Annotated in this window: 21 protein-coding genes; 14 read left to right on the forward strand and 7 right to left on the reverse strand. The window is 35.2% G+C overall.

The window, feature by feature from the left end; all coding sequences use genetic code 11:
• Nucleotides 1-43: 43 nt before the first annotated feature.
• Complete coding sequence (locus GLP24_RS13910; RefSeq protein WP_101767444.1) at nucleotides 44-868, reverse strand: hypothetical protein; 825 nt, start codon at nucleotides 866-868, stop codon at nucleotides 44-46.
• Nucleotides 869-1,159: 291 nt separating this feature from the next.
• On the opposite strand from GLP24_RS13910, the gene GLP24_RS13915 reads away from it, so the two are divergent.
• Nucleotides 1,160-1,354 (forward strand): hypothetical protein, encoded by a 195-nt coding sequence (locus GLP24_RS13915; protein ID WP_101767445.1) that lies wholly within the window; start codon nucleotides 1,160-1,162, stop codon nucleotides 1,352-1,354.
• A gap of 79 nt (nucleotides 1,355-1,433) precedes the next feature.
• Here the strand turns inward: GLP24_RS13915 and GLP24_RS13920 are convergent, their stop codons facing one another.
• From GLP24_RS13920 to GLP24_RS13930, 3 genes are all read right to left on the reverse strand, one after another.
• Nucleotides 1,434-2,612 (reverse strand): tyrosine-type recombinase/integrase, encoded by a 1,179-nt coding sequence (locus tag GLP24_RS13920; RefSeq protein WP_101767446.1) that lies wholly within the window; start codon nucleotides 2,610-2,612, stop codon nucleotides 1,434-1,436.
• Nucleotides 2,613-3,118: 506 nt separating this feature from the next.
• The gene (locus tag GLP24_RS13925) at nucleotides 3,119-3,445 is read right to left on the reverse strand and encodes a hypothetical protein (protein WP_232577718.1); all 327 of its coding nucleotides are present in this window, start codon (nucleotides 3,443-3,445) and stop codon (nucleotides 3,119-3,121) included.
• 249 nt (nucleotides 3,446-3,694) lie between these two features.
• A complete protein-coding gene (locus tag GLP24_RS13930; protein ID WP_144043135.1) occupies nucleotides 3,695-4,132 on the reverse strand; it encodes a hypothetical protein in 438 nt (145 codons plus the stop codon).
• A gap of 473 nt (nucleotides 4,133-4,605) precedes the next feature.
• On the opposite strand from GLP24_RS13930, the gene GLP24_RS13935 reads away from it, so the two are divergent.
• From GLP24_RS13935 to GLP24_RS13960, 6 genes are all read left to right on the forward strand, one after another.
• Complete coding sequence (locus tag GLP24_RS13935; RefSeq protein ID WP_232582799.1) at nucleotides 4,606-7,131, forward strand: competence protein CoiA family protein; 2,526 nt, start codon at nucleotides 4,606-4,608, stop codon at nucleotides 7,129-7,131.
• A gap of 348 nt (nucleotides 7,132-7,479) precedes the next feature.
• Nucleotides 7,480-7,914, forward strand: a complete 435-nt coding sequence (locus tag GLP24_RS13940; protein ID WP_101767451.1) for a hypothetical protein — start codon at nucleotides 7,480-7,482, stop codon at nucleotides 7,912-7,914.
• Between the two features lie 44 nt (nucleotides 7,915-7,958).
• Nucleotides 7,959-8,477, forward strand: a complete 519-nt coding sequence (locus GLP24_RS13945; RefSeq protein WP_101767452.1) for a hypothetical protein — start codon at nucleotides 7,959-7,961, stop codon at nucleotides 8,475-8,477.
• 181 nt (nucleotides 8,478-8,658) lie between these two features.
• Nucleotides 8,659-9,117, forward strand: a complete 459-nt coding sequence (locus GLP24_RS13950) for a hypothetical protein (RefSeq protein ID WP_101767453.1) — start codon at nucleotides 8,659-8,661, stop codon at nucleotides 9,115-9,117.
• A gap of 105 nt (nucleotides 9,118-9,222) precedes the next feature.
• The gene (locus GLP24_RS13955; RefSeq protein WP_101767454.1) at nucleotides 9,223-9,468 is read left to right on the forward strand and encodes a hypothetical protein; all 246 of its coding nucleotides are present in this window, start codon (nucleotides 9,223-9,225) and stop codon (nucleotides 9,466-9,468) included.
• Nucleotides 9,469-9,701: 233 nt separating this feature from the next.
• Nucleotides 9,702-9,956: a hypothetical protein gene (locus tag GLP24_RS13960; protein ID WP_101767455.1), complete on the forward strand. Its 255-nt coding sequence runs from the start codon at nucleotides 9,702-9,704 to the stop codon at nucleotides 9,954-9,956.
• A gap of 298 nt (nucleotides 9,957-10,254) precedes the next feature.
• Here GLP24_RS13960 and GLP24_RS13965 read toward each other — a convergent pair whose 3' ends face one another.
• Complete coding sequence (locus tag GLP24_RS13965; protein WP_101767456.1) at nucleotides 10,255-11,835, reverse strand: hypothetical protein; 1,581 nt, start codon at nucleotides 11,833-11,835, stop codon at nucleotides 10,255-10,257.
• A gap of 1,719 nt (nucleotides 11,836-13,554) precedes the next feature.
• On the opposite strand from GLP24_RS13965, the gene GLP24_RS13970 reads away from it, so the two are divergent.
• The 6 genes from GLP24_RS13970 to GLP24_RS13995 all read left to right on the forward strand — a co-directional run bounded on the left by GLP24_RS13970 (nucleotide 13,555) and on the right by GLP24_RS13995 (nucleotide 19,475).
• Nucleotides 13,555-14,196 carry a hypothetical protein gene (locus tag GLP24_RS13970; protein ID WP_101767457.1) on the forward strand — a complete coding sequence of 214 codons (642 nt, stop codon included), beginning with the start codon at nucleotides 13,555-13,557 and terminating at the stop codon, nucleotides 14,194-14,196.
• A gap of 143 nt (nucleotides 14,197-14,339) precedes the next feature.
• A complete protein-coding gene (locus GLP24_RS13975; protein ID WP_101767458.1) occupies nucleotides 14,340-14,732 on the forward strand; it encodes a hypothetical protein in 393 nt (130 codons plus the stop codon).
• Between the two features lie 552 nt (nucleotides 14,733-15,284).
• Nucleotides 15,285-16,037 (forward strand): hypothetical protein, encoded by a 753-nt coding sequence (locus GLP24_RS13980; protein ID WP_101767459.1) that lies wholly within the window; start codon nucleotides 15,285-15,287, stop codon nucleotides 16,035-16,037.
• Nucleotides 16,038-16,163: 126 nt separating this feature from the next.
• The gene (locus GLP24_RS13985; protein ID WP_101767460.1) at nucleotides 16,164-17,045 is read left to right on the forward strand and encodes a hypothetical protein; all 882 of its coding nucleotides are present in this window, start codon (nucleotides 16,164-16,166) and stop codon (nucleotides 17,043-17,045) included.
• 151 nt (nucleotides 17,046-17,196) lie between these two features.
• A complete protein-coding gene (locus tag GLP24_RS13990; protein WP_232616178.1) occupies nucleotides 17,197-18,327 on the forward strand; it encodes a hypothetical protein in 1,131 nt (376 codons plus the stop codon).
• The gene (locus tag GLP24_RS13995; protein ID WP_101767462.1) at nucleotides 18,327-19,475 is read left to right on the forward strand and encodes a hypothetical protein; all 1,149 of its coding nucleotides are present in this window, start codon (nucleotides 18,327-18,329) and stop codon (nucleotides 19,473-19,475) included. Before GLP24_RS13990 ends, GLP24_RS13995 begins: the two co-directional genes overlap by 1 nt.
• A 139-nt stretch (nucleotides 19,476-19,614) precedes the next feature.
• On the opposite strand, the gene GLP24_RS14000 is transcribed toward GLP24_RS13995, so the two are convergent.
• Nucleotides 19,615-20,922, reverse strand: a complete 1,308-nt coding sequence (locus GLP24_RS14000) for an EAL domain-containing protein (RefSeq protein WP_101767463.1) — start codon at nucleotides 20,920-20,922, stop codon at nucleotides 19,615-19,617.
• Between the two features lie 171 nt (nucleotides 20,923-21,093).
• Between GLP24_RS14000 and GLP24_RS14005 the strand changes: the two genes are divergently transcribed.
• Complete coding sequence (locus GLP24_RS14005; protein ID WP_101767464.1) at nucleotides 21,094-21,462, forward strand: hypothetical protein; 369 nt, start codon at nucleotides 21,094-21,096, stop codon at nucleotides 21,460-21,462.
• A 6-nt stretch (nucleotides 21,463-21,468) separates the two neighbouring features.
• On the opposite strand, the gene GLP24_RS14010 is transcribed toward GLP24_RS14005, so the two are convergent.
• Nucleotides 21,469-22,020, reverse strand: a complete 552-nt coding sequence (locus tag GLP24_RS14010) for a hypothetical protein (protein ID WP_101767465.1) — start codon at nucleotides 22,018-22,020, stop codon at nucleotides 21,469-21,471.
• Between the last annotated feature and the right edge of the window lie 8 nt (nucleotides 22,021-22,028).

Below are 22,028 nucleotides of genomic sequence, written 5' to 3' on the forward strand. Positions count from 1 at the left end.
CTTCTGTCATGCTCGCATTGGAATAGTGAATTGATATCAGAAATTATATACATATGAATGGAAGGTTATCGATAGCTTTATTTGTTTCTTCTATTTGTCTTTTTGTTTGATCCATTTCCTCAGATAGTTGCTGTAATGCAATTACAGCAATATCTTTTATGATTACGGTATGTTCTTGTTTTATTGTTAACTTCTCAACGTCTAAACCAGACAAGGCGAAAACAAATGAGAAACAGTCCTGTAATGATTTTTTAACGTACCCTATCGATCGTTTTTTCTTGGGATAATTGTCAATATCATCCCTAAAAATTTCGCTGTCATCTATTAATAATGTTGATATGAATTCGAATATAATTCGATGATAATCACTATCATCACTCTGTTTTTTCAATAGTGAAATAACCGCAGCATACAACACTTGCCTGTTATCTATAAGAACGGCCAATAATGAGCTATAACTGTCGTCACTAGGATTGTTCACCAAGTCAGTGATTGTCTTTATTAGATTTTTGATTTTGGTATCGTCGTAGCTTAGCTTTTCAGCGAAAGAAATTGATGGTGTGCCATTTAAATCCACAATGATGCCAAAAGCGGTGTTATTTACCAAAAATTCAGATACTAGATCACCTGAAATTTGTGTGGGTATAGTTGAATACCAGCTTTTTGGGAAATTAAGGTTATGATATATATGATATGAACCATATATTTTTTCATGATATATCACCACAGATAAAAATGTAGAGAGACTAAATCGTGCTATTGCGTTATTTATATTTTTGTCATCGTAAGTCAATAACGGCAATGAATTAAGATCACGTTTCACCATTCTTTTTTTACCAATTTTAAGAATGCAAACTTCGATTTCCATACCTTCCCCTTTGGAACTCCGCGTATAAATGAGTATAGGTTTGATTCAAGATGTTTGAATCAATTTCGGTTAAAACTTCAAATAATTATACCGCTCTCGATTCCGCTCTCGTATTGTATGGTGTGATCCTGATAATTTAATCGTAGTTTAATGACAACATCCTATGTGTTGCGCATATTAAAAAGAATGTTTTAATGGTTGTTAACTACAGTGCTACTTCAAGTTTAATTGAAAGCGTTATGTGGATTATATATAATTATTTAACTTTAGTACGGGCAGGAAATAATAAAAATGAAGACTGAAATTAATATTAGACTTGGTATTAAAGAAGAATTTACTGAGCATTTAGCTGAAAAATATCAGCGTCGTCATTCGACAACGTATAATGGTAGAAAGGTGCGAGTTACTAAGGCCAAACTATCAGCCGACCACAAAACGGTATTATTTACATTGCAACCTTTCGAACATTGTGTGATCGCTGCTTAAACCTGAACTTGTTGTTACGTTTTAATCGAACATAACAACAAGTTAATTATTTGAAATTCACTAAATAAGGTATCTACAACTAGAATGCATCATTTAGGATTTCACTAGCGGCACCATCATCTACATGTCCACGACCATAGCGCATTGGCATATCTGAAGATGACCATCGCCCCGCTTTCATGATCCGCGATAATTCAACGCCCCGCTTAAACATATCCTGTGCAGCTCCGACTCTCATAGAGTGAGCCGTATATTTTTTAGGGCGTTCTTCGTCTTCAATGCCGTTATATACCACATTAAATGCTTTACCCAATATTTTCATTACAGCGTTATGACTAAGTGGTTTCCCTGTCTCTTTAATACCCTCTCCCCAAGCTAAAGTAGGTTTAAATAGATAATCTTGTGTTGTCTTTTTAAAATCGAATACAATCCCCGCGAGGGTCATATATTCCTCAATGATTGCTCGAGAGTTTTTTGAAATGATAATTACATCTGCATCACCACTATGGTTTGTTTTGGTTATGGGCAAAACAATACGCAAAGTACCATTTTCAAGAGGTGTAATATGACGCATTCTAATGTTTGCAATCTCTGAATGACGAAGTAACCCTTCATAACCAGCAACTATATACGCTAAATCTCTGCTAGTTGAAAGATCTCCTGATAGCCGCCATTGCTTTAACAGCACAGTGATGGCGTCGTAACCAAGAGGCGTTGCTTGCTTAATGAATATTTCATTGTTAACTTGATCGTTAATGACTCTCCCGATAGCCTTTTCCACTGATTTTGCCACCGTTGGATCTGGCATTCCCGTTGCTCTATGAACAGAACGAATAGCCCACAACTCAAGTTTTAGAGTGTTTCTATGGATACCTTGCTTGTGTCTGTCATTAATAAAATCACATACCAATTTAGGTTTGGATGGTATATAAGTTTCAGACGGGTGCTTACTAATTACGTACTTTTCAAATGAGCGCCAAGCCCTATTAAGGCGTTCTAAAGATCGTTGACGGTGATTGATACCATTATTCAAAAAATCATTGAGTAATACAGATACAGCTTCAATCATGTAAGGTATGTCGTACAACGGAATACCAATCTCGTTGGCTCGTTCTACCGCTTTAGTGATATTCTCTACTTCGAGGGCATCAGGGTCTAACCTTAAATCTTTAAGTTGGAATGGTGATAAACCATAATTCTCTCTTAATTTTTTTTCAGTCTCAAACTTATCTGGCTGATTATGTATACTGATATTCATGGTTAATAATGCTCCAAGTTCCCATTATCATGCGATATTTCGTTGGCGTGTCAATGTTATTATTGTTCACCACGGAAACAGATAAGGTATCGTAGTTTTTGAAGTGCGCTAGTCCGATTAATATTGTTGTTACATTACAAAAAATCGTGAGAAAACTAAAAAAATGCGCTATTACAGCCGTAAATATAAGAAAAAAGTGACATTCCTTATTGGGAAGGCAAAGCGAAACGATCTCTCATTATCTTTCTATTTGTTATTGATAAATCGTAAGTCTAGTTTAAGTGAGGCTATAAAGATTAGAAAACGTGATGGCGAAGTGTTGCGTTATGATTTAGCTAAGGATCATGGTCTTTTTAGATCAATACCGATATATAGCAAAAAGGGGATCTCGTTAGGACTTAATCGAGTAGAGTTGATTAATGGCACTCCCAAAATTGACGAAGAAACCTGATTACCATTAACTTCTCCAACCGAGTGCACAATATGGTTGGAGAAGTTGATGCGACTTAACGGGTAACTTCATCGTGAAGTGAATGCAGCATTTCGTTGTGTGGAATACCGTGATATTCGATGTGATAAGAACGATGTTGTTGATCAAGATTGTGTTTGAGATTTTTAATCATGACAAACGCGGTATTTCGACTACAGAAAAAGGCATCAACAAACACAGGAAGAACCCCACAGTTGAGCTTGATTAGGCACAACGTTAGTGTTGGTGTGGTTTCAAGTAACCCTCGAATTATCGGGTTAGGAGCCGAATCAACAGCAACAGTCACATCGAAAAGATGAATTTCTGGTTGTAATACAACATCATCCTCGATTTCGTGTTCCATCATCTTCTCTATGAATTTCGCCCCATCGTCGGTTGCTGCAGTTTTAGTGCAAGCGTCAAAGTCGCTCAGATAATCAATAAGCCTGTTCGGTTGTCGTGCGAACGATATTACACAATCAATAGTGTCCGGTGACGTATTCTGTAAATGATGCACTGTTTGTTCCTTTAAATTTTAACAGTGCGAATATTAAACGCCACATAAAGAAATATTGATATATATATTTATCAATTAGGCTACGGCCACTACCGGTTAACGTAGTTCGAGTTGACTATTTACAAATCTAGGATTGTCATTCTCTTTGAGAAATCGAATAAGCGGCAACCATTGGTCGTAAGCTGTTAGAATTTGCTGCTTACTAATTCTATAACTTTCCTCATAGCCATGCGTGTTAACTCTGGTCTTCTTACATACACGCTTTCTTTTGCCGTTGCTTTCGACCGTCCATATAGCTCTATAGATAATTACCGTTTTTCCATGCCTGTCTTTTTCTTGTGTTAATGTTGGCTCAACGGAATGAGGTAATTCTTTAAGTAGAGTAGGATTATTTAAAATGTCACTCCAAAACTCGGCCCACATTTCACTACCCACCTCACGTACTTTAGTAATGGCTATTTCCATAGCTGCGTCGTGCCCTATCTTCTTTTTTCCAATAGTTGCGGAGTAAACTTTACCATTTGGTTTTGGCATTCGAATACTTAACTTATTGGGAACAGTGTCGTATATGAATTTATCTTCGAGGCATTGTTGTGGCATAACCATGGTACTCATTAATGTCAGATTTACATTTCAGGACTATATTAGAAGAAATCTTGCTGTTATTGGAATACGACAGTTAAAAAAAACACGTAAATAACTATAAAAATCCGTTAATTATCGTAAGTAACAAACAATATCCGTTACTATCGTGTTGGTTACTTACGATAATTAACGTTGAGTGCGGGCATTAATGAAAATTTTGATGGGAAATGGTTCAACACTTACCAAGAGCTGATGATTGCCTCTTACGGCTGAAAGTGTTAACTCAACTGCCGCGTGAGCAATTGCGCGTATCAAAACGCGTGAAATAATCGTTAAAAACCTCAGTTTTATACAATGCTGTTAGCTTTTTGGGTCAATGGTATTGTGTTGTTAAGGCAAGGTCACAATCGAGAAATTGAGAAATGAAGAATAATTATATTATCAGTCGTCCCTTATGGGAGGTTTTCGTTGGTGAACAAAATAAAGTAACTACCGTCGGTCGATTGCTAACTAACCCATTTAAGCCGGTTGACGTTTTGTATCAAGAAACGAAAGCTAAAATTCATAAAGCAAAGCACGATAATGACACCCATTATCTTCGTTGTTGCTATTGTAATTCTAGCTTGTACGGACGTAGAAACCCACAACAGCCCAACATGTTTACATACTACTTTTGTCACCATACTCCTACAGAGGATCAACTAGAAAAGGTCTTATCCTGTCCATATTATACGGGTGTTGCTAATGACCTTTACAAAGATTACTGCTCTGATGTTGAGAATGAATGGCGAACAAGTAATAAATATAATGTCATTGAAGTGTTAGAACGTAGTCCATTAATTTCATTGGAAAGTATTGTTAATAGCCACTTCATCTTTTCAAAAGATAATGATCGCAATACAAGACGGAAGCCAGATATCTATTTTGAAGATTTAAGTGGTAATAAATGGGCTATTGAATTTTATCGTAGTTGGATTACAACGGAAGTTGTTTACAGTCGTGAGTTATTTTTTAGGGATCAATCCATTAATCTACTGTGGTTATTCCCTGTTGAAAATAATTTTAATAGTGAATCAATTGCCGATTATGTCATGTTTGGTTCTAATAATGCCTATTTATCAATTCGTAATAATAATAGACCTGCCAATAACGTGTTTTATTTTGGCGAGAAAGAACTGCGGTCAACAATTCAGAATAATGAACTAACGGTATCTGCTCGATACCCTAAGATTTCAATTGTTGATAATAATCAGGCTGAAGTAGAATTCTTCACTAAAGAAGTTTTAATATCAACAATGTCTCTCGCCCCAGAACATCGGTTGCCATGGGCTGTTGATACAACATCAAATTACACTCAATACAGGAATGATATCGTTAAGCGTTTAATTCAGTTACGTAAGGCTTATCACTACTGCAAAACCCATCTTACTTATAGTGACGTATCACCTAGTGTTTTAAGCTCGTTAGAACAGGTTGTGAGCAATGTAAACGGTGTTGATTTAGCAACTGGAATGGAAAAAACAATTAACCGTTATATTCTTCGTTTGCTTAGTTACATCCAGCGTTCGGGATCATCAAATCATGAATATCGTAACGTTACTGCAAAATTATTAAAATCAGCTTATGTGTCGTATCGGACCTTAAAAAATAAACCTCTCCGAAAAGTTGATAAAGAAGAAGTTCACGCCCTCGATAAGTTTTGCTATTTAACGAGTACCAGAGGTATATCGTCAGTAACCTACAATAACATTAGCAATTTTCAACGTGACCTGGCCGTAAGATTTGAGTTGTACCAACAACAACAATCACATCGAAAAAAAGAAGCCTTGTCGTTAGTTAAATTTAGGAAGTTATATAATCGAATGCGATCATATGACTTGTTCCCAATGGAACATTTACCTAAAGTTTATGAGATAAGACGTGGCTTTGACTTTTTCTTGGTCTCCCCACAAACGGGAAGAATTATTGCAACAAAAAATAGTGAAATTGATAGTATTATTTTAAAAACCAAGCGTCATGATGCAGCGAAAAAGTTACGAATATCTGATTTTTACGAACATAAAAAAGGAATGGTCACCGCAAAGTTACAAGTAGATGCCCTTTTGAATGATCTTGACAAGATTCTCAAACAAAACCACCCGTTATTAAAAGAATATGGATTAGCTCGCCTATATACCAAAGAAGTAACTGACCTCGAAATCTATATTTATAAATACGTAGTGACTAATGATGATGCTGCAATTATTTCATCGCGTGATTTAACTGATTTTAATGAAACTAAAACTGGTTGTGAGGAATTAATACGTGACTGGTGGAACGCATTTAGCGTTATAAGAAGTGATGCTGAAAAGATACTGTTAACTGATTTTAATGATCTTAACAATAACCTTGATACGTTAATTGTTAAAATCCGTTCAGGAGATTGTGACAGATCCGATTTAACTAATCTTCATGATAAATACAGCATTATCGAAGGCTATCTAAAAAATGATGAATATCTATCATCGCTATTTAAACAGAATCGTTTTAAGTGGGACACTGCTTACACCGAGGCATACAGGCTACTTAACCCTATATGGGCTTCTAGTGAATCAATCGAGACTAATCGTGGCGTTAGTATCAATACATTTAAACGTACGCACAGAGTGACACGGAGCCATAACGCTACAGTCCTCAAGATGATTCGTGTTGAGCAAAATAAAATCAGAGCACTGTGTAACGCTATTGATGATAGCAAGACAACTGCAAGCAAGCTAAAAGGAATCAGATTAAATTTAAATGGTATATTTGGTCAGTTTAAGATCAGTGTTAAATCTCTTAATAAGGAACATTTAAACACCACGAGTAAGAGGGTTATCGATAAGGTTGTAAACGAGACTACAACTAAATGTCTAAATGCGAGACAATCTTGTAATGACAGAATTGAGAACCATAACCAACCTGTTTAATTCACCATCATGTAAGAAAAAACTCAAGACGAGAATTCTTCATAAAAAGTGATATAAAAACGGCATAGGTCGAAGATTGGAAAGCCTATGCCGTTAGTGTTATAGCGCTCAATAGAGATATGAGTTCTGTTAACATCACTATCCTACCAATAAAAATTACATTCAAACAGTAATATTTTATATCGTAAGTTGATTACAAAAATAACATAACAAAAAAACCTCATTTCAGCGATAAAACATAAATACCGATCAATTCTCAGCCAATTAAAACCAATATACGTATAGAATAACGTTATACGTTGAAATCGTAGTATATTTACAACTACAATTACAGGCATGGTGATATTTATGATGAATAACAACAGTGATGATGACGACTTGCTTAGTGCTTTAACTATTACGTATAGAGAATCATTAAACGATATTATTTCTCAAAAAGGTATTCACTTTATAGTTCAAAACCTCAGTCCTAAATATACATTTAATTCTGAGTATGATTTGTGGACTGTTCTCGATACCCATTTTGATAATTATCAAGAGAAAAATATAGATGATGAGTTGTTTCTAACGTTAATAACGTTTAAAGAAGATAAACACGATATTATGTTTATGCTTGGCTTTTCTTCATGTTATCCCCGTCTCACAATGATGCTTAATGTTAAGCAGATGCAAGATTACTTGGCCACTGTTAACTACAAACTACCTATTAACGCGAAGCTCATATCTGGTCATGCTGGTTTAGTTCGGTTCGCTGATTTGAAGTTAGGTTTAAAAGACCAATAAAATAGTAACGCAACTACGATTGATTTATGGAGATTTGTAACATCATGTTTAGAAATGAAAATATCGGGATGTCACAAAAAGCGGTTCTAATGTTTACAGATAAAGAGTCCCCTTATCCGCACCCGCTAGATGTGCTAAATCATCTACTTGTATCAGCTCAAGAGGAATTTATTTTATGTGTTGACCAATCTACTGAAACTTCTGAGTTAGAAAACCTACTTAGAACGGCTTCGGCAGAAATGGTTCAATACTATAATCCAGGCACCTCTTTTTCAATCGCTCCTATTGATCTCTCACTTTGTATGAGTGATGCGCGTAAAGATGCCATTAAGTTCTTAAACGACGACCAAGTTAAACTTAATTGTGCATTAGGAAGAATTGAAGAATACAAGACTTTATTCAAAACTCTTGAGTTTTCTAAGCCATATTTAATTGCACTTGTACCTATCGAAAATAACAAACAAATTCCGCCAATAGTGATCGGCGCTTTTGTCTGTGAATATGATGCTTATCAAAATCTACATTCGATGCTAGGCCAAGATGAAAAACACACGATACATTAAGTGGTAACGCCAATCATCCCCTGTAAAGGATAAAATTTAGTTTATCCTTTACAGGGGGGTGAATCGGTTTTTTTAGTAAGTTAACAACAATAATATTTATCAATCATAGCGGCTTGCGCGTATTAATTCCCATGCGAAAATATTTGCACACGAATACATTTAAATTAAATTGGACACTAAAATGGGAAGCAAACCTGAATTTCTTATTCATATTTTTGAAAAAGATGCTTTAACAATCTCAATACTGAAAGAGCTATTAAATCATCACTTAGTCCCTGCCCTTGGGGATGTGAGCGCAGTTTTAGATTTTACTGATGAATTTATTACTCATATTAAAAACGTTTCAGGGGTGGCTGATTTAGTGATCAATCTAGCCATGATCGATGTTGATGCGTTTTTAGATTTCGCCAAAAATGATTTTGAAAACGGGCATGATAACCTAGATAAAGAACAAGCATTACTTGTTGATAATTTGAAGAAAAAACTAGATTCAATCGGTTTGGCTCATGCCTCTCTTTATATAGTAAGTATAGATAACCTCGGTATTCAAAGTGCAATGCTTGGTGAGTATGAAGCTGTATGTCAGGCATCAAGTATTTTTATGAAAAAGGTATCAACTATTATTATTGATAGCCATTAAGCCAACTCCATTAGCTCATTTGAAAGATTTATACCGCTTTTAAATGAGCCTTGATTAAACAATATATAAATAATTGTACAAGTTACATATAAGGATTATCAATAAATGGGAAATATCGCTGCAATTTCAGACGCAAAAGAACTGCATGATTTAATTGGTCATATCGCAATGAATGCGGGCTTTCTCCCCTCTCAAGCAGAATTACAATTGATTCGTGGAGAATTGAAATGTGGTCTTTCAGGGTGGTTTGTGCGCATAAGTTATGGCGATCAATCATTCGGAAATATTTTATTGAGTGACGAGCTTAAGGATATGATCAAAGGTAAGGCTGAAAAAAGAAAATCCCACTAATTATATTTATGGTAAGCCTGTTTACCTAATAGGCTTACCATTTCCTCCTGTCGATATCTAATTTTGTCGTAATAGCCTTACAACACCTTATGATTAGTGATCAACTTAGTACATTAATCACGTCAACCACCCCCCGTTAAATTTTTTCTCTAATTATTAAAAAAAAACAATACAGTGCGGCAAAGAACATGTAGGTTCAGCCAAAACCTACACATAAGGTATTGAAACAAAAAATGAAGAATGAAAGTGTAATCTCTAATATCGAAGACTTGATGGCATCTGTGAAATACGTAACGATGAAGGATGGCTTGATGACTTCTCAGGCCGATCTGAAGCTGATCGTCGGTGAGGATAAAGCTGGAGAACTCAACGGCTACCTGCAGGTGAGTTATAATAATGAAACACTCTCAAATATTAAAATTTCGGATAGAGTGCTTGAATGTTTAGTGCAGACAAAAGCTAAGATTGTTAGACGGTCATTTAATTAAGCGATAACATCTTGTTTAGCACTCATTGAGACGATGCTGCAAAGATACTGGTGGCATTTTTATTGGTTAGTGCGACGATGGTGTGCAAGTTCATTCCAAGGTGCCTCTACGGGCTGGACAGGTGTTGTTATGCAAGAACTTGTGTGACGTTATTCAATATATTGACTGATGGTTAACAGGCGCACGTAATTATTGTATGTAGCTTACGATTATGTTTGTCGCGTCAGAATAAAACATACAAGCGAAAGAATTTAGGCTTAATCTAAATATGGATGCTGGTGAACAGCATCCAACTAAACTAAAAATATAACTTGCTGCACTCTGTTTTAGTTTTTAAATTGTTGGGAAATCGTGGAATAACACCTAATAAATTCAAAATGTCGGGTAGATTGTATTTTTCTCTCTCGTGATCAGTTAATGGTCGTCCGTAATTGCGATCATCTAAACTAATGGCTTTAGATATAGGTACGTCAAAAAAATCTAGTTTGTTAGTTGGAATGTGAAATTTATATCCCTGAAAATCAATCAAGTAGACATCATAATAATCGGCAGCAATAACGCGTATGAAAAAATCATTAGGGAAATGGTAATAAGGCGTTAAATCTGTTTTGTATAATTTCAGTTCGTCTGTGAAAAAATTTATCACTTTATCGATGTTATCAAACACTTGATTTTCAATTTCATATTGGCTGAAAAACTGGCTAAATCGGTCGATAATCGGTGCGTCACACTGATTATCCTCATCGGAAACTAAACATGCAATCGTATTAAAAATATATTCTAGTTCAGTAATACAATCATCATCGAGGGTAAAATCACAAAAAAATGGATTATCAAACTGTTCCTTTGATATCACTTTAGCCAGTTTTAACTTTATAGCCTCTTTAATTATGTGATGCTTTATCTTGTACAGCACTTCTTTATCTTTATATGTTAGACCTTCTTTTATATGTCGATTAAATAATGATAAATAATACGGATAATTAACATTAAAAATATCAGACTCCAATTTCTCAGGCAAAAAGCCATTGTTATTTTTTCGGAGTTGATGATCTTCTGTTATTTTTACAAGTGCCAGATTTGTTGCGACAGTATCATTATAAGATTGTTGGTCAACAATTTGAGAGTGAGATATTACTGTCTCCACATTACCACTTATACAATTTCTACGCATAAAATCAAAAAAAGCGGGGATACGGGCGTTATCAGCAGCTTCTAAATTAGCCTTTAAAGATATACTGGGATCAAGTGATAATTGTAGGTGTTGAGCTTTGGGGGTTGAGTTAACGTATAACATCATACCCTTATTAGAACTTAGATTAATATCATCAAGTCTGCGTCCAAAAATAGCTGCTAACTGAATGTGAAAATCAATAGATATTAGGTAATTAAAATCTTCAGCTATATCATTGAAAACAAGTTGAGGTATATCTTTTCTGTGAGCGAGATTCTGGTGAGTAAGTGTGTTGAATAAATTGTTTATTAAGCTGTATTCCATTCCGTCAAAAAAGTTACCATTAACAGCATAAAAGTTTTTTTTTGCCAATCTTTTAGCGGAACGTTTTTCTTCTTTAGCTTTAGCTCTCGCTATCTGTTTGGTAGCAAATTTTTCAGCGTCAACTATCTCCCACCCAATTAGGATCTTGGTAAGAACAAGTCCAGCATATTCCGAGACTATTGAATGTAGGTTATTCTTATTCTTCTTAGTTAAAACAAAACCTGAAGATAGCCCCATCACTAATTTTGGATGCTTATCCATCAATAGACAGACATATTTAGCATAACTGGACAATAATGTTGATAATTGAGGTTTATCAAAAGTATTAATTGCGGCAAGGATATCTAACCGGCGTTGTTTCTTTAAATCCACAATGGTCAAAATTAAATTCCTCGATGATTAATATAAATATTGGTATAGCATTGCCATACAACGTAATTTACAAACGCATTACTATAAAGTATAGCCGCAATTACTGAATTGGCATCGAACGGAATAAATGAATAAAATGTAATTAACCATTCACTTGTTTGGTAAATTATCGGGGTAAACATCGATCTTCATTGAATAAATATGTAATTATGCTGGTGGTCAAAGGTTAAGTGACAATTTGATATTGTTCGCCATATTCGTTGAGTGGAAATTAAATAAATGGATTATGGCTTACTAATTATCATGTTGTTGAGTTCTTATTTACATCCTATAAGAAATGGTGAAAGCCCATAACCAACAACGCACAAGGTGTCCTATTTTTTTACTAATTCTGTTACCTCTATACTTACGGTGCTGATTATTAGGTAACAAATTAAAAAGTTAACCGTTTGATTTATATTAATAATCGCTTTTTGGTCTGCCCTATATTCAAAAAAAACATAAAATAAATTCATAAAAAATAAAAATTACCAACTTTTCAGCTCATCAACTGTTCTTTAATGTTTGAGTTGAACCGTTTTAACTTGTAATGGTAATGAATGGTTATTGCTGCTTCATTGCGTAATAACCATTTATTGCATGTACTTTTCAATAATATTCAGAGCAATAAAAAGCTGCTATTAAATTTAAAATCTAGCTAAAGTTATGCGTAATAATTATTACCATTAAAGCGTTACGGTGTCACCCTTATTCCCTATCGCCCACCTAGTTACAGTGTCACAATATAACGCCTCCCTCCCTATAGTTACAGCGTCACGTAATCAATGAAATCACCCATAACTATGGTTGCTAAACAAGCTTTATTAAGTAAAAACACTCAAATTAAAAGTATCGCTCAATATTTAATCATGGTGGTTCAATGAATTAGAGTTCATCTAACCACCATGATTAAATAATGTACTAAAACAGGTCATATATAGTACAAGTTACGGTGTCACCAGTATAATGAAGAATACTAGCCTCGTGTAGTTTTGGTGGCGCCACTTTAGTACCGGTTACTTTGGGTTGCTAATTTTCAATGCACGTTGAGTTCTCGTGTAATTTTCAATGCTAACAACCATAAAGAGGATTAATTCTCTTGTATGGGATATTTATTAGTCCATCCAGCAAAGTTACTCTGTTAAATATTTTATTACATCGTGACACTGTAACGTTAAGTGTCACCGTTTCAATTCAGTGACACGGTAACACTTTAATGAAATGTAATTTCGGCTGCGGTTATTGGATAGATTTTAAATTTAGTACACGCAAAATAACGCCGCTAAATCTTTTTTAAAAGTGATAACAATATATCGCTAGTATGCCAAGATAGCATATAGTGTTCATGCTTTATCTGTAGCTACTGTTTAAAATGGAGATGTGGGTATCGTTGATTGGATTAATTCGTACAGGTACTTTTTGCTTAGTTTTGATACTTTTTAAAATAGCCGTAGTACCATTACCGAAGCAAGGTGAAATCGCTCGCAGTGGCACGTTCTATCTGTGATGTAATAATGAGTACAAGATCAATTATAAATAGGGATTAATTTAAAAATTACTCATAACTACCAGTAAAAATATAATTCAGGCAATGAATATTAATTCACTGTTAGTTAACGTATCTTCGGGAATATACCAAATATAAGTGAATAAAGTGCGATTTTATATTCACTTTTAAGTTATGTCGGTGTGTTAACTATTGCAGATAATTGTGAGATTAAAATTTTGTACTACAATAACCATCCCCCTACATACAAGCAAAAAATATACGCGATGCGTATTTATAATGATTTAAATTTGATGATTCCTGTCGATGATATTTTAACATCATTAGAGACAGCTCAAGATTTTATCAAGAAGCACTCCCCTTTCCATACTGTTTATCGGCGCCTAACGAACATCGTCAAAGCAGAATTTAAAGACGAATTATGTGAGGTTGAACTTGTTGAGTATGGTGAATACATCGATTGCCACCGTAACTTATCAATTACGGAAGTTATGGAGCATCTTCGTATCAATAAGACAGAATATTTAGATAGTATTGCTGCACATAAGGCATATATATTTAAATTAGCTCAAAGTAACTCAATGAGTGATTTTGATAATTATCAACTGGAAGACCTTGAATCTTGGAAACAATTTAAAACAATTCATTTTTTTTATGATCTGTTACGTTTGAATTTAAACTACACAATCAACGATGCGATAAAACAATACGTTTGGCAATATGCCATTTATATCAATGGCACAATTAACTTCAATAATCACCGCATCTTTATGAATAACTTGCTATTATCTGAAAATTTAACGGCTATTTATGGTGATAGTTGATCATCGTAACCAGATAAAATTTAAAAAGGTGGGCATCGGTCCAAGCCATTGCGCTTCGTGGTGCTAACAAGGGGAGCTATGCTCTCCTTGTTTTTATGTGCTATTTTGTCCTCAAATGGTCTTGATACGAAGAGATAATTACGATGCAGCCACAGTCACTCGTTACACTAACAAAGACAAGGTTAAACAAAGCCAGAACCGCAAGAGGTGCATTCACCAACGCTCAAATAGCTGTATTTTTTGACGATGAGGTAATTGGCAACCCTATGCCATCTGGTTGGTTATCAACCGTGGAAGGGCGGCAAGTGCCTTTAAGCGACTTTATTACCTTTGTGGAGCTTGGGTGCAACCTTGATTATATCGATAAAATCAATAATAGTGGCTACATAACGGGGTATACGCTCATACCGAAAGTTGAAGGTTTTTCAAAACTGAAAACTCTATCTCAGAACATCAAGAGGCTTGAGGAGACGCGTGGCAATTCAGGTAACTTGAGAGATCTAGCAGAGGCTCACTGGGGATTAAAAATCTCATAGTGAATTAAATTGGGTATAAGATCTTTCTAATTTCAACGCTTCCTTTCGCCAACCCAAGTCGTTCAGCAGGAGTCTTACCATCTTTTGAACTCTTCCATGATTAGATGTGGTACTTATCGGTCTTTCTAGCATGGACAACCTACGTCTAACAATTTGGAAGAAGCTATCGATCGGGTGCAAGGATGCATCACGAAGTGCGATTTCATGCTAAGCCTTGAACGGTCGGTTATAACATTCTTGTCTACCAGTTCTACTCACAACAGCCTTATCTAGCGCGTTTTTTGCGATTAATAATGTGGCTTCATCTCTCGATATCATGTTCTCATCACATACTTACTCAATAAGCTTTTCACTAAACTTAACCATTCTATGTCTTTGGTCTACAGTAAGTTCTTTGTTTATTTTTACATATAGAGCATGACAATTAGCTTTCGAACGCAAGGCAACAGGCGCGGTTGATGGCTGGCTCCTGATCCAGATGAAATAATACTGGTCACAAATGTTAGAAAAATCTATCCTTTAATAAGTAGAAAAATAAGGTTTTTAAAGCAAATGAACAATAATAATAAAGTTAAGCCTGATATTATCAAAGCAGTAATGGATTATCGTTATAGTCAGGGTGAGAAATTTGAACGTTACTTTCAAACGACTAAGAATCGCTTTCAAGTCTGTACAAGCCGGAGTCGTAAACGCGAAATAATCGAAATTAATAGTACCATTGAACGGCTAAAGCAGCGTATAGAGCGTTACAGCGATATTGTTTCAATACTTTATAATCATGAGCAACAAATTAAAGTTTCAAATGTTAATTATATGTCGATCGGAGTTGTAAATAATGAATTTACACTTTTCAATCAATCGTTATTTTTAAGGTTTAATTGTGCCCCTCCTGAAACTCAGCTAACTTTTCTTGTTACTCCACAAACTATTAGTACCCATGCGGTTGTGCGCTATCTTGAACGTAACAATACACTAGATGTTAAGGCTGCTATTGTTGAGCTAGGAATGGCTTTAGTCGATTGCGCCCAAGAACTTGCCTCTCACTGCGCTCAAACAGGTCTATGTCCTACTGGGCATACAGAGCGTAATATCAAGACTATTAACGATGGTATTGCAATTATTATTATCCCTGATCCGAGTGTACTGGATTACTCCGAAGCCGATTGGAAGGTCGTAACATACATTTCGCCTGATATGGTAAAAGATTTCAATCTTCGTAGCCATGAAGCTGGATTTGTTTTGGATGACTACGCTATTGAATATAAGGATGATATTCGATCCTATATCGATAACATGCTTAGTTGAGCCTTATCGGGAATGGGCGTGAACCAATATTCTTTCTATTAAAGTCAATTTTAGTCGTTTTCATAAGACAATAGATTTAAATATCAGGGTATGATTTTCAATAATTTTAATAATTAAGTAAAAATCATGTCTGAAGATAAAAAGTTCTATTCGGCTTCATCATTAGCAAAGAGACTAGGTGTGGAATATTCAGATTTAGTTCGTGCCTTACTTTTATCACAATATGTTATGAGAGGTGCAGATCGAAAGCTTGTGCTTACAGATGAAGGTATTGCTGCAGGGGCTAAAATGGGGTCTTCGGATAAATACGGTCCTTTTATCCAATGGCCAGAAGGCTTAAATGTAGATGTTGAACTTAAAACCCCTACTCAAAACACTAAATCGGTACCGCAAACCTCCAACAATCGTAATGCAAATACAAAAAACATTTCAAGTAGAACTTTAGCAAAGCGGCTTAATCTTGATGCTAATTACCTTAATGATATTGCTTGCGTTCTTGGTTGGGCGAGCAAAGCGAGCAAGGTGAACGGTTACCTCTCGACTAATCTTGGTTTAAAAGAAGGCATAAGCCATGGTTATTCGTCCAAATATAATATGGCTTATTTGCTGTTTCCCCATAACATCCTAACTTATGACAAATTTAATAACTGCGTCGAGATATTTAAGCATTTAGAATTAAATAATATTGGGTTATATACCGGAACTGTCGAGTGTGTTCAAACAATGGCGGTAGATGGTCACATTGTAAATTCTATTTACCATTGCATCATTGATAACTGGCTGCTGTTCCACGGCATCACACATATTATTAATTCTCGCAATCCATTCCCCAATACTGACTTTTTCTTACCAGAGTTAGGACTGTCGATTAAGTTCAACATGGATGAATCTACTGAAAGTATACCCATTGTCGATGAAACAAACGGTAGAATGATCACCTTTAATCCTAATAATATAATCCATATTGAAGAAGTCATGAATAAAGCATCGTTTACTTTACGTATTTAACTGACGATTATTTAGTGATCAAGGCGTCATCAATTCGCGTGAACCCTTGATCCCTAACAATAAAACCAACACTTACTACGCTTTCAACGTCTAGCGTTATTTATCTTTGTAAGTATAATTGTCTCGTGACTTAATAACAGAGACCATAATAATGCTTACTCAAACGATAGTTAAAATAACCTTACTAGAAAAAAAAATTTTTAAAGATGAGATCCACTTACATCAACCTGGGGGTGATGTATGGAATATGTGCCAACAATCCCATATAAATCGAAAGATCATGGAATTACAGGATAGAAGTAAATACTCACAGGAATTTTTTGATGATTATAATGATAAAAATAGTTTAGACGCCTCCATTATAAAACGAATGTACTCCAGATTTTGGGTGTTATCCTCGGAACAAAGAGACGATGATGGAATCGCTCCTATGTTAACGATCAAAGATTTTATCGAGGTTTCCGAAAATCATTACAGAGAACATAACGACATTAGCTGTCAACGTACCGCAAAAAAGACAGTTAAAAAAATGTTCCATGGCGTCAATAAATGCTTACCGCTACCCACGCTTCTAACACCTCTAACTGGTAAGTTAATAAGCGAGTCAGAATTCAAGCTGGTACGTAGTGAATGTGGTCAGAACGTACACCTTTTCGTTAATCTTTATGACCAAGATGATGTAATACCATTCACCCCCAAAAATATAATTCGATACTATCACTACCCTAAAAAAGATGCGGTTAATTTATATCGAAATTTATGCCTCCCAAATATCAAATTATATATGCCTGTCGATGATACTAATTATACTGGTATGCCCCCTCATGAGGTCACACCGATCACTTATCTTCAAAACAAAGAAAATGGAAGTATAAAAAGTGTCTGTTGGGATGTACCCGACGAATTGAAGATGATTAATCATGATTTGTTAGATAAAAATGATTTGATTGAATTAATCCAAAATGTCATTAGCCGCCCATTACCAGTTAGTAAATTATCATTATGGCGTGCAATGTGCGGAGAGTGGTACAACCGTCAAAATAATAATTTCAAATGGCATGAGTTAAACGCTGACACTCAAAAACGGCATATAGTTAATTTTATCCGACATAGTTACTGTGGTTACACTCAGATCTACACCCTTCAAGACCGTGAATTAGCCGCTGAGTTACATGACATCGCATTTGACGCGTTACTAAGAAGGATCGGCCGCACCTTCCCATACCTCTCTGGTGAGTGTGTACGTCAGTTGAACCACCGCTTTGATGAGGTCTATTATTAATGGCTAAAATAAGACAAAGACAAAAGTATCAAGATAAAATATTGCAATCAGTACAAGATAAACTGTGTACTGATAGAGAGAGAGAATTGTTAGAAGATATGGGTTTACCTGTAACCGCTAAGAGTGTTTTGTTCATGATGGAAAAACACCAAGCGGAAAGCTCTCCAGAAATTATAGATTATTCACAACGTCATTCTGTTGCAACATCTATATCGGAATGTATGTATGGTCTATTTTTAACTCAGCCAGTCGCCAATATTGACAATCAACACCGAGTGCTAAATATATCACAGCATATAAACGAACTTAGATGTTGTAAAGAAACAAGCGATTGGATCGTTGATGATTTTACCTTGCGCATTTTTAGAGGGGTTAATAAGCGGTTAGAGTTACCTTGCGTTATTAGTAAACTCATCCTCGAATTAGAACTGCCAGCATTTAAAGCTAAAAACGTGGTGAAAGAAAGTTCTGTATTTTTATTCCAAGCGTGTGAAGTCGTTCGATTTAACGTAAAAAATTTAATTAAATATTACAATTATCCCGAAAAGGACGCCAAAGCATTTTACGAAAATTTAGCGATATATAATCAGTCCACACCACTCTACTTACCTAAAAATACGAAACACAAAAATAGAGAATTACCAGTAACATACGATAATACGGGTGATGTTATAAAAGTGTTTTGGGATATACCAACAAAACTCGTTGATGAGTTCATGCTGGAATATATTAATCATGAGAGCAGTGATCACCAGCTTGTAGAGTCAGACTTATGTGAAATTCTTAATATGTTAGATAAACCGTTGCCCATTGAAGACCTAAGCTTTTGGAAAATATTGGCAAAACAATTTTATATGGATAACGGTGAAGATTGGTCAGCGATGTCCGTGTCTCGACAAAAAAGGCTACTCACAAACTTTATTAGGCACAATATCCCAGGTTATAGTCAGGCATATCAGTTAAATGACAGAGCATTAGCTAAACGTCTGCATGATGATTATTTTGATCTAGTAATGAGACGGATAGCTCGCACGTTCCCTTACTTGGCTAATGAATGCAATAACCAATGGAGTTATCGAGAAGGTAAGAACAATAATTCTGATGGTCTAATTGATAACTCAGGTAAGAAGCAATCTTTGCTTGATTAGATGTCTATTTTTGGTGTATCTGAATAACAATGTAGTCATTCGCTTACAATAAACATAATTAATATATGTTTATTGTAAGTTAATTGGCAGCTACCCCATCCACGAATGGCAATAGCATTAGACCATTAATATATAATGGCTATCCTTTTATTCTTGGCTCCGGATAACCAAAGTAATACCCTTGCCCAATATCACAGCCAAGAGAATGCATGATCACTGCTTGTTCATGAGTTTCTATCCCCTCAGCTACGATTTTATGGTCCGTACAAAGCAATAAATCCACAGTCGAGCGGGTTAACGTTGATAATGACGTTTGATTCATGGATTTATGGGCGGCAAGTGCTTTTTTTATTATGACTCTAGGAATGCTTTTTCTAGATTCTAATTTTAAAATTGATCGTATATCTAAATCTTGATAATTAAGATTAGTGCAGAAAAATCGGTCTAATTTGATGGTGTTAATGGGTAGATACATCAAATAATTAATATTGGATGTCCCAGTACCAAAATCATCGATAGCAATACTAAAACCTTGTGATGATATATCCATCAACGCATGATGAATTTTAGAATTTTTCTCTATAACCTGAGTTTCAACAATCTCGAATTCAATGAGTTCAGGTCTTATCTTGAAAATTGCGGCGCTCTCACGTATAAAATCAACTAAATTACAGTGACGTTGGTTTAACGATGATCCATCAATATTTACAGCAATCTGTGTCATTTCCCCCTTTGCTACCCATGTCTGCGAATGATTAAAAGCCGTAGTTATAACCCACTTATCTAAATCGCATTGAAGTGTGTAAAATTTAAACCAATATAAAAAATCTACAGGAGAGAGAACCCCATAATCTGGATGCCGCCATCTGAGTAATGATTCAACCCCCATTTCTTTGTTCGTTTTTAGATCTACTTTCGTTTGAAACCAAAGCTCTAACTCATTATTTTTCATGGCATTAAGTAAGTCTAATTTTGAGAAGGTATATTTCTCACTATTAAATTCTTCATCCGTTGAGTTACATGGCTTCGGTGGCTCTACATCTTCAAGTAATTCCTGGGCGCTTATATCACTCTGTTCATTAAAAATAGCAACTTTATATGACACATTAAATAAATGAGATATTGTCGTAGTTGAATGACAATAACCATATTCTAATAACGTTTGAAATTTAGCTCTGATGTGTGGGTTCGTTTGACCAGAACAAATAAGTGCAATTTGACTATAACCATACTCAAATGCCATGATGTTTTTATTTTTCATAGATTTATGAGCCAACTGTAAAACCCACAATGCCACATCATTCATAACTGATGTAAAAACAAGATCGCCTAATATATCTTTATGAAGATGAGCATCAATAACGTCTACAATGACCAAATAAAACTCTTTTCCTTTATCTATTCGCGCCGTTAACTCTTCGTAAAGCTTGAATTTTTGAAGAACCACTATAATAAAGCTCCTTAAAAGTGTTAATGGGGTTTTATGCAGTATATATACTTAATAAAGTATGTCTTAAAAGAGACTACATTTTTTTTAAAATTGTAAGAGGAAAACGCTTGAAGTCGGATTTTTGAGCCATATACTATCTTTATACTCACTTTCAAATGGTTAATTATCATGCGTAATAAATATAAAATTGTAAGTGGCTTACTATTAATGTGGGCAAGTTTTAATGCTACAACCGCTTTAGCAGAGAATGAAGTCCCAGAGTGGGCTATTAACCCACCACAAGGGACTGCTTCATATTGTACTGATATACTCTATATGGGTAAGGAAAAAGGAATTCTGGTAGCAAAGACATTTGCAAGTAACATGCTAAATAATCATGAACTTGGCCATTACGTCGAGGGTGCTGAAGGAATTCACTCATCAAGCTACCATCAAGATATTTTGACGGCTAAAGTAGGATTGCAAAAAAGCACTAAAATTATCAAGCAGTATATTAATGACAATAATCTTTGCGTTTTGGTTGCCCATGACGCGTAATGGACGCTATTTGACGGCAATCTTAACTAATGGGTGTAATGGGTTACTCGCCATATAACTACCCTGACCTTGAATCTCCATTATTATCAAATCCTCATGAACTTGGCTGCTCAATTTGAGGCGGTTACTTGTAAGTAAATTTTTTAACTTAGTTCTGAATTCTTGTTCTTCTCCACCATTAAAGTAATCTGACACTAAGTAAACGATCATCTTTATAACCGCATCATCCAAAACTAAATATTCTTGTCGTGTTCCAATAACAACAAAATTAACCCAACGCCTTGGATCTTCTTTGTGGTGGCTTACAAAGTTAACTACCCCATTCTTCAGAAAAAGAATTGTGGTAAATGGGCACATGATTGAGTTGATATAAAAGAGCAACGATTCTGTATTGTTACCAATAATAATTGGTACAAATGACGGATCAATAGCGTTAGCTAAAGGAACATATCCGAATAAGTAAAATAACTGTATTGGGTATAAGAAAGAGATGGCAATAGACCGAATAAGGTTCGGTCTACTTTGTGCCATAAACCGATTTTTATCAAAATAGATCATGACGGTTT

It is taken from the genome of Photobacterium carnosum, from assembly GCF_021236965.1.
Lineage (GTDB): Bacteria > Pseudomonadota > Gammaproteobacteria > Enterobacterales > Vibrionaceae > Photobacterium > Photobacterium carnosum.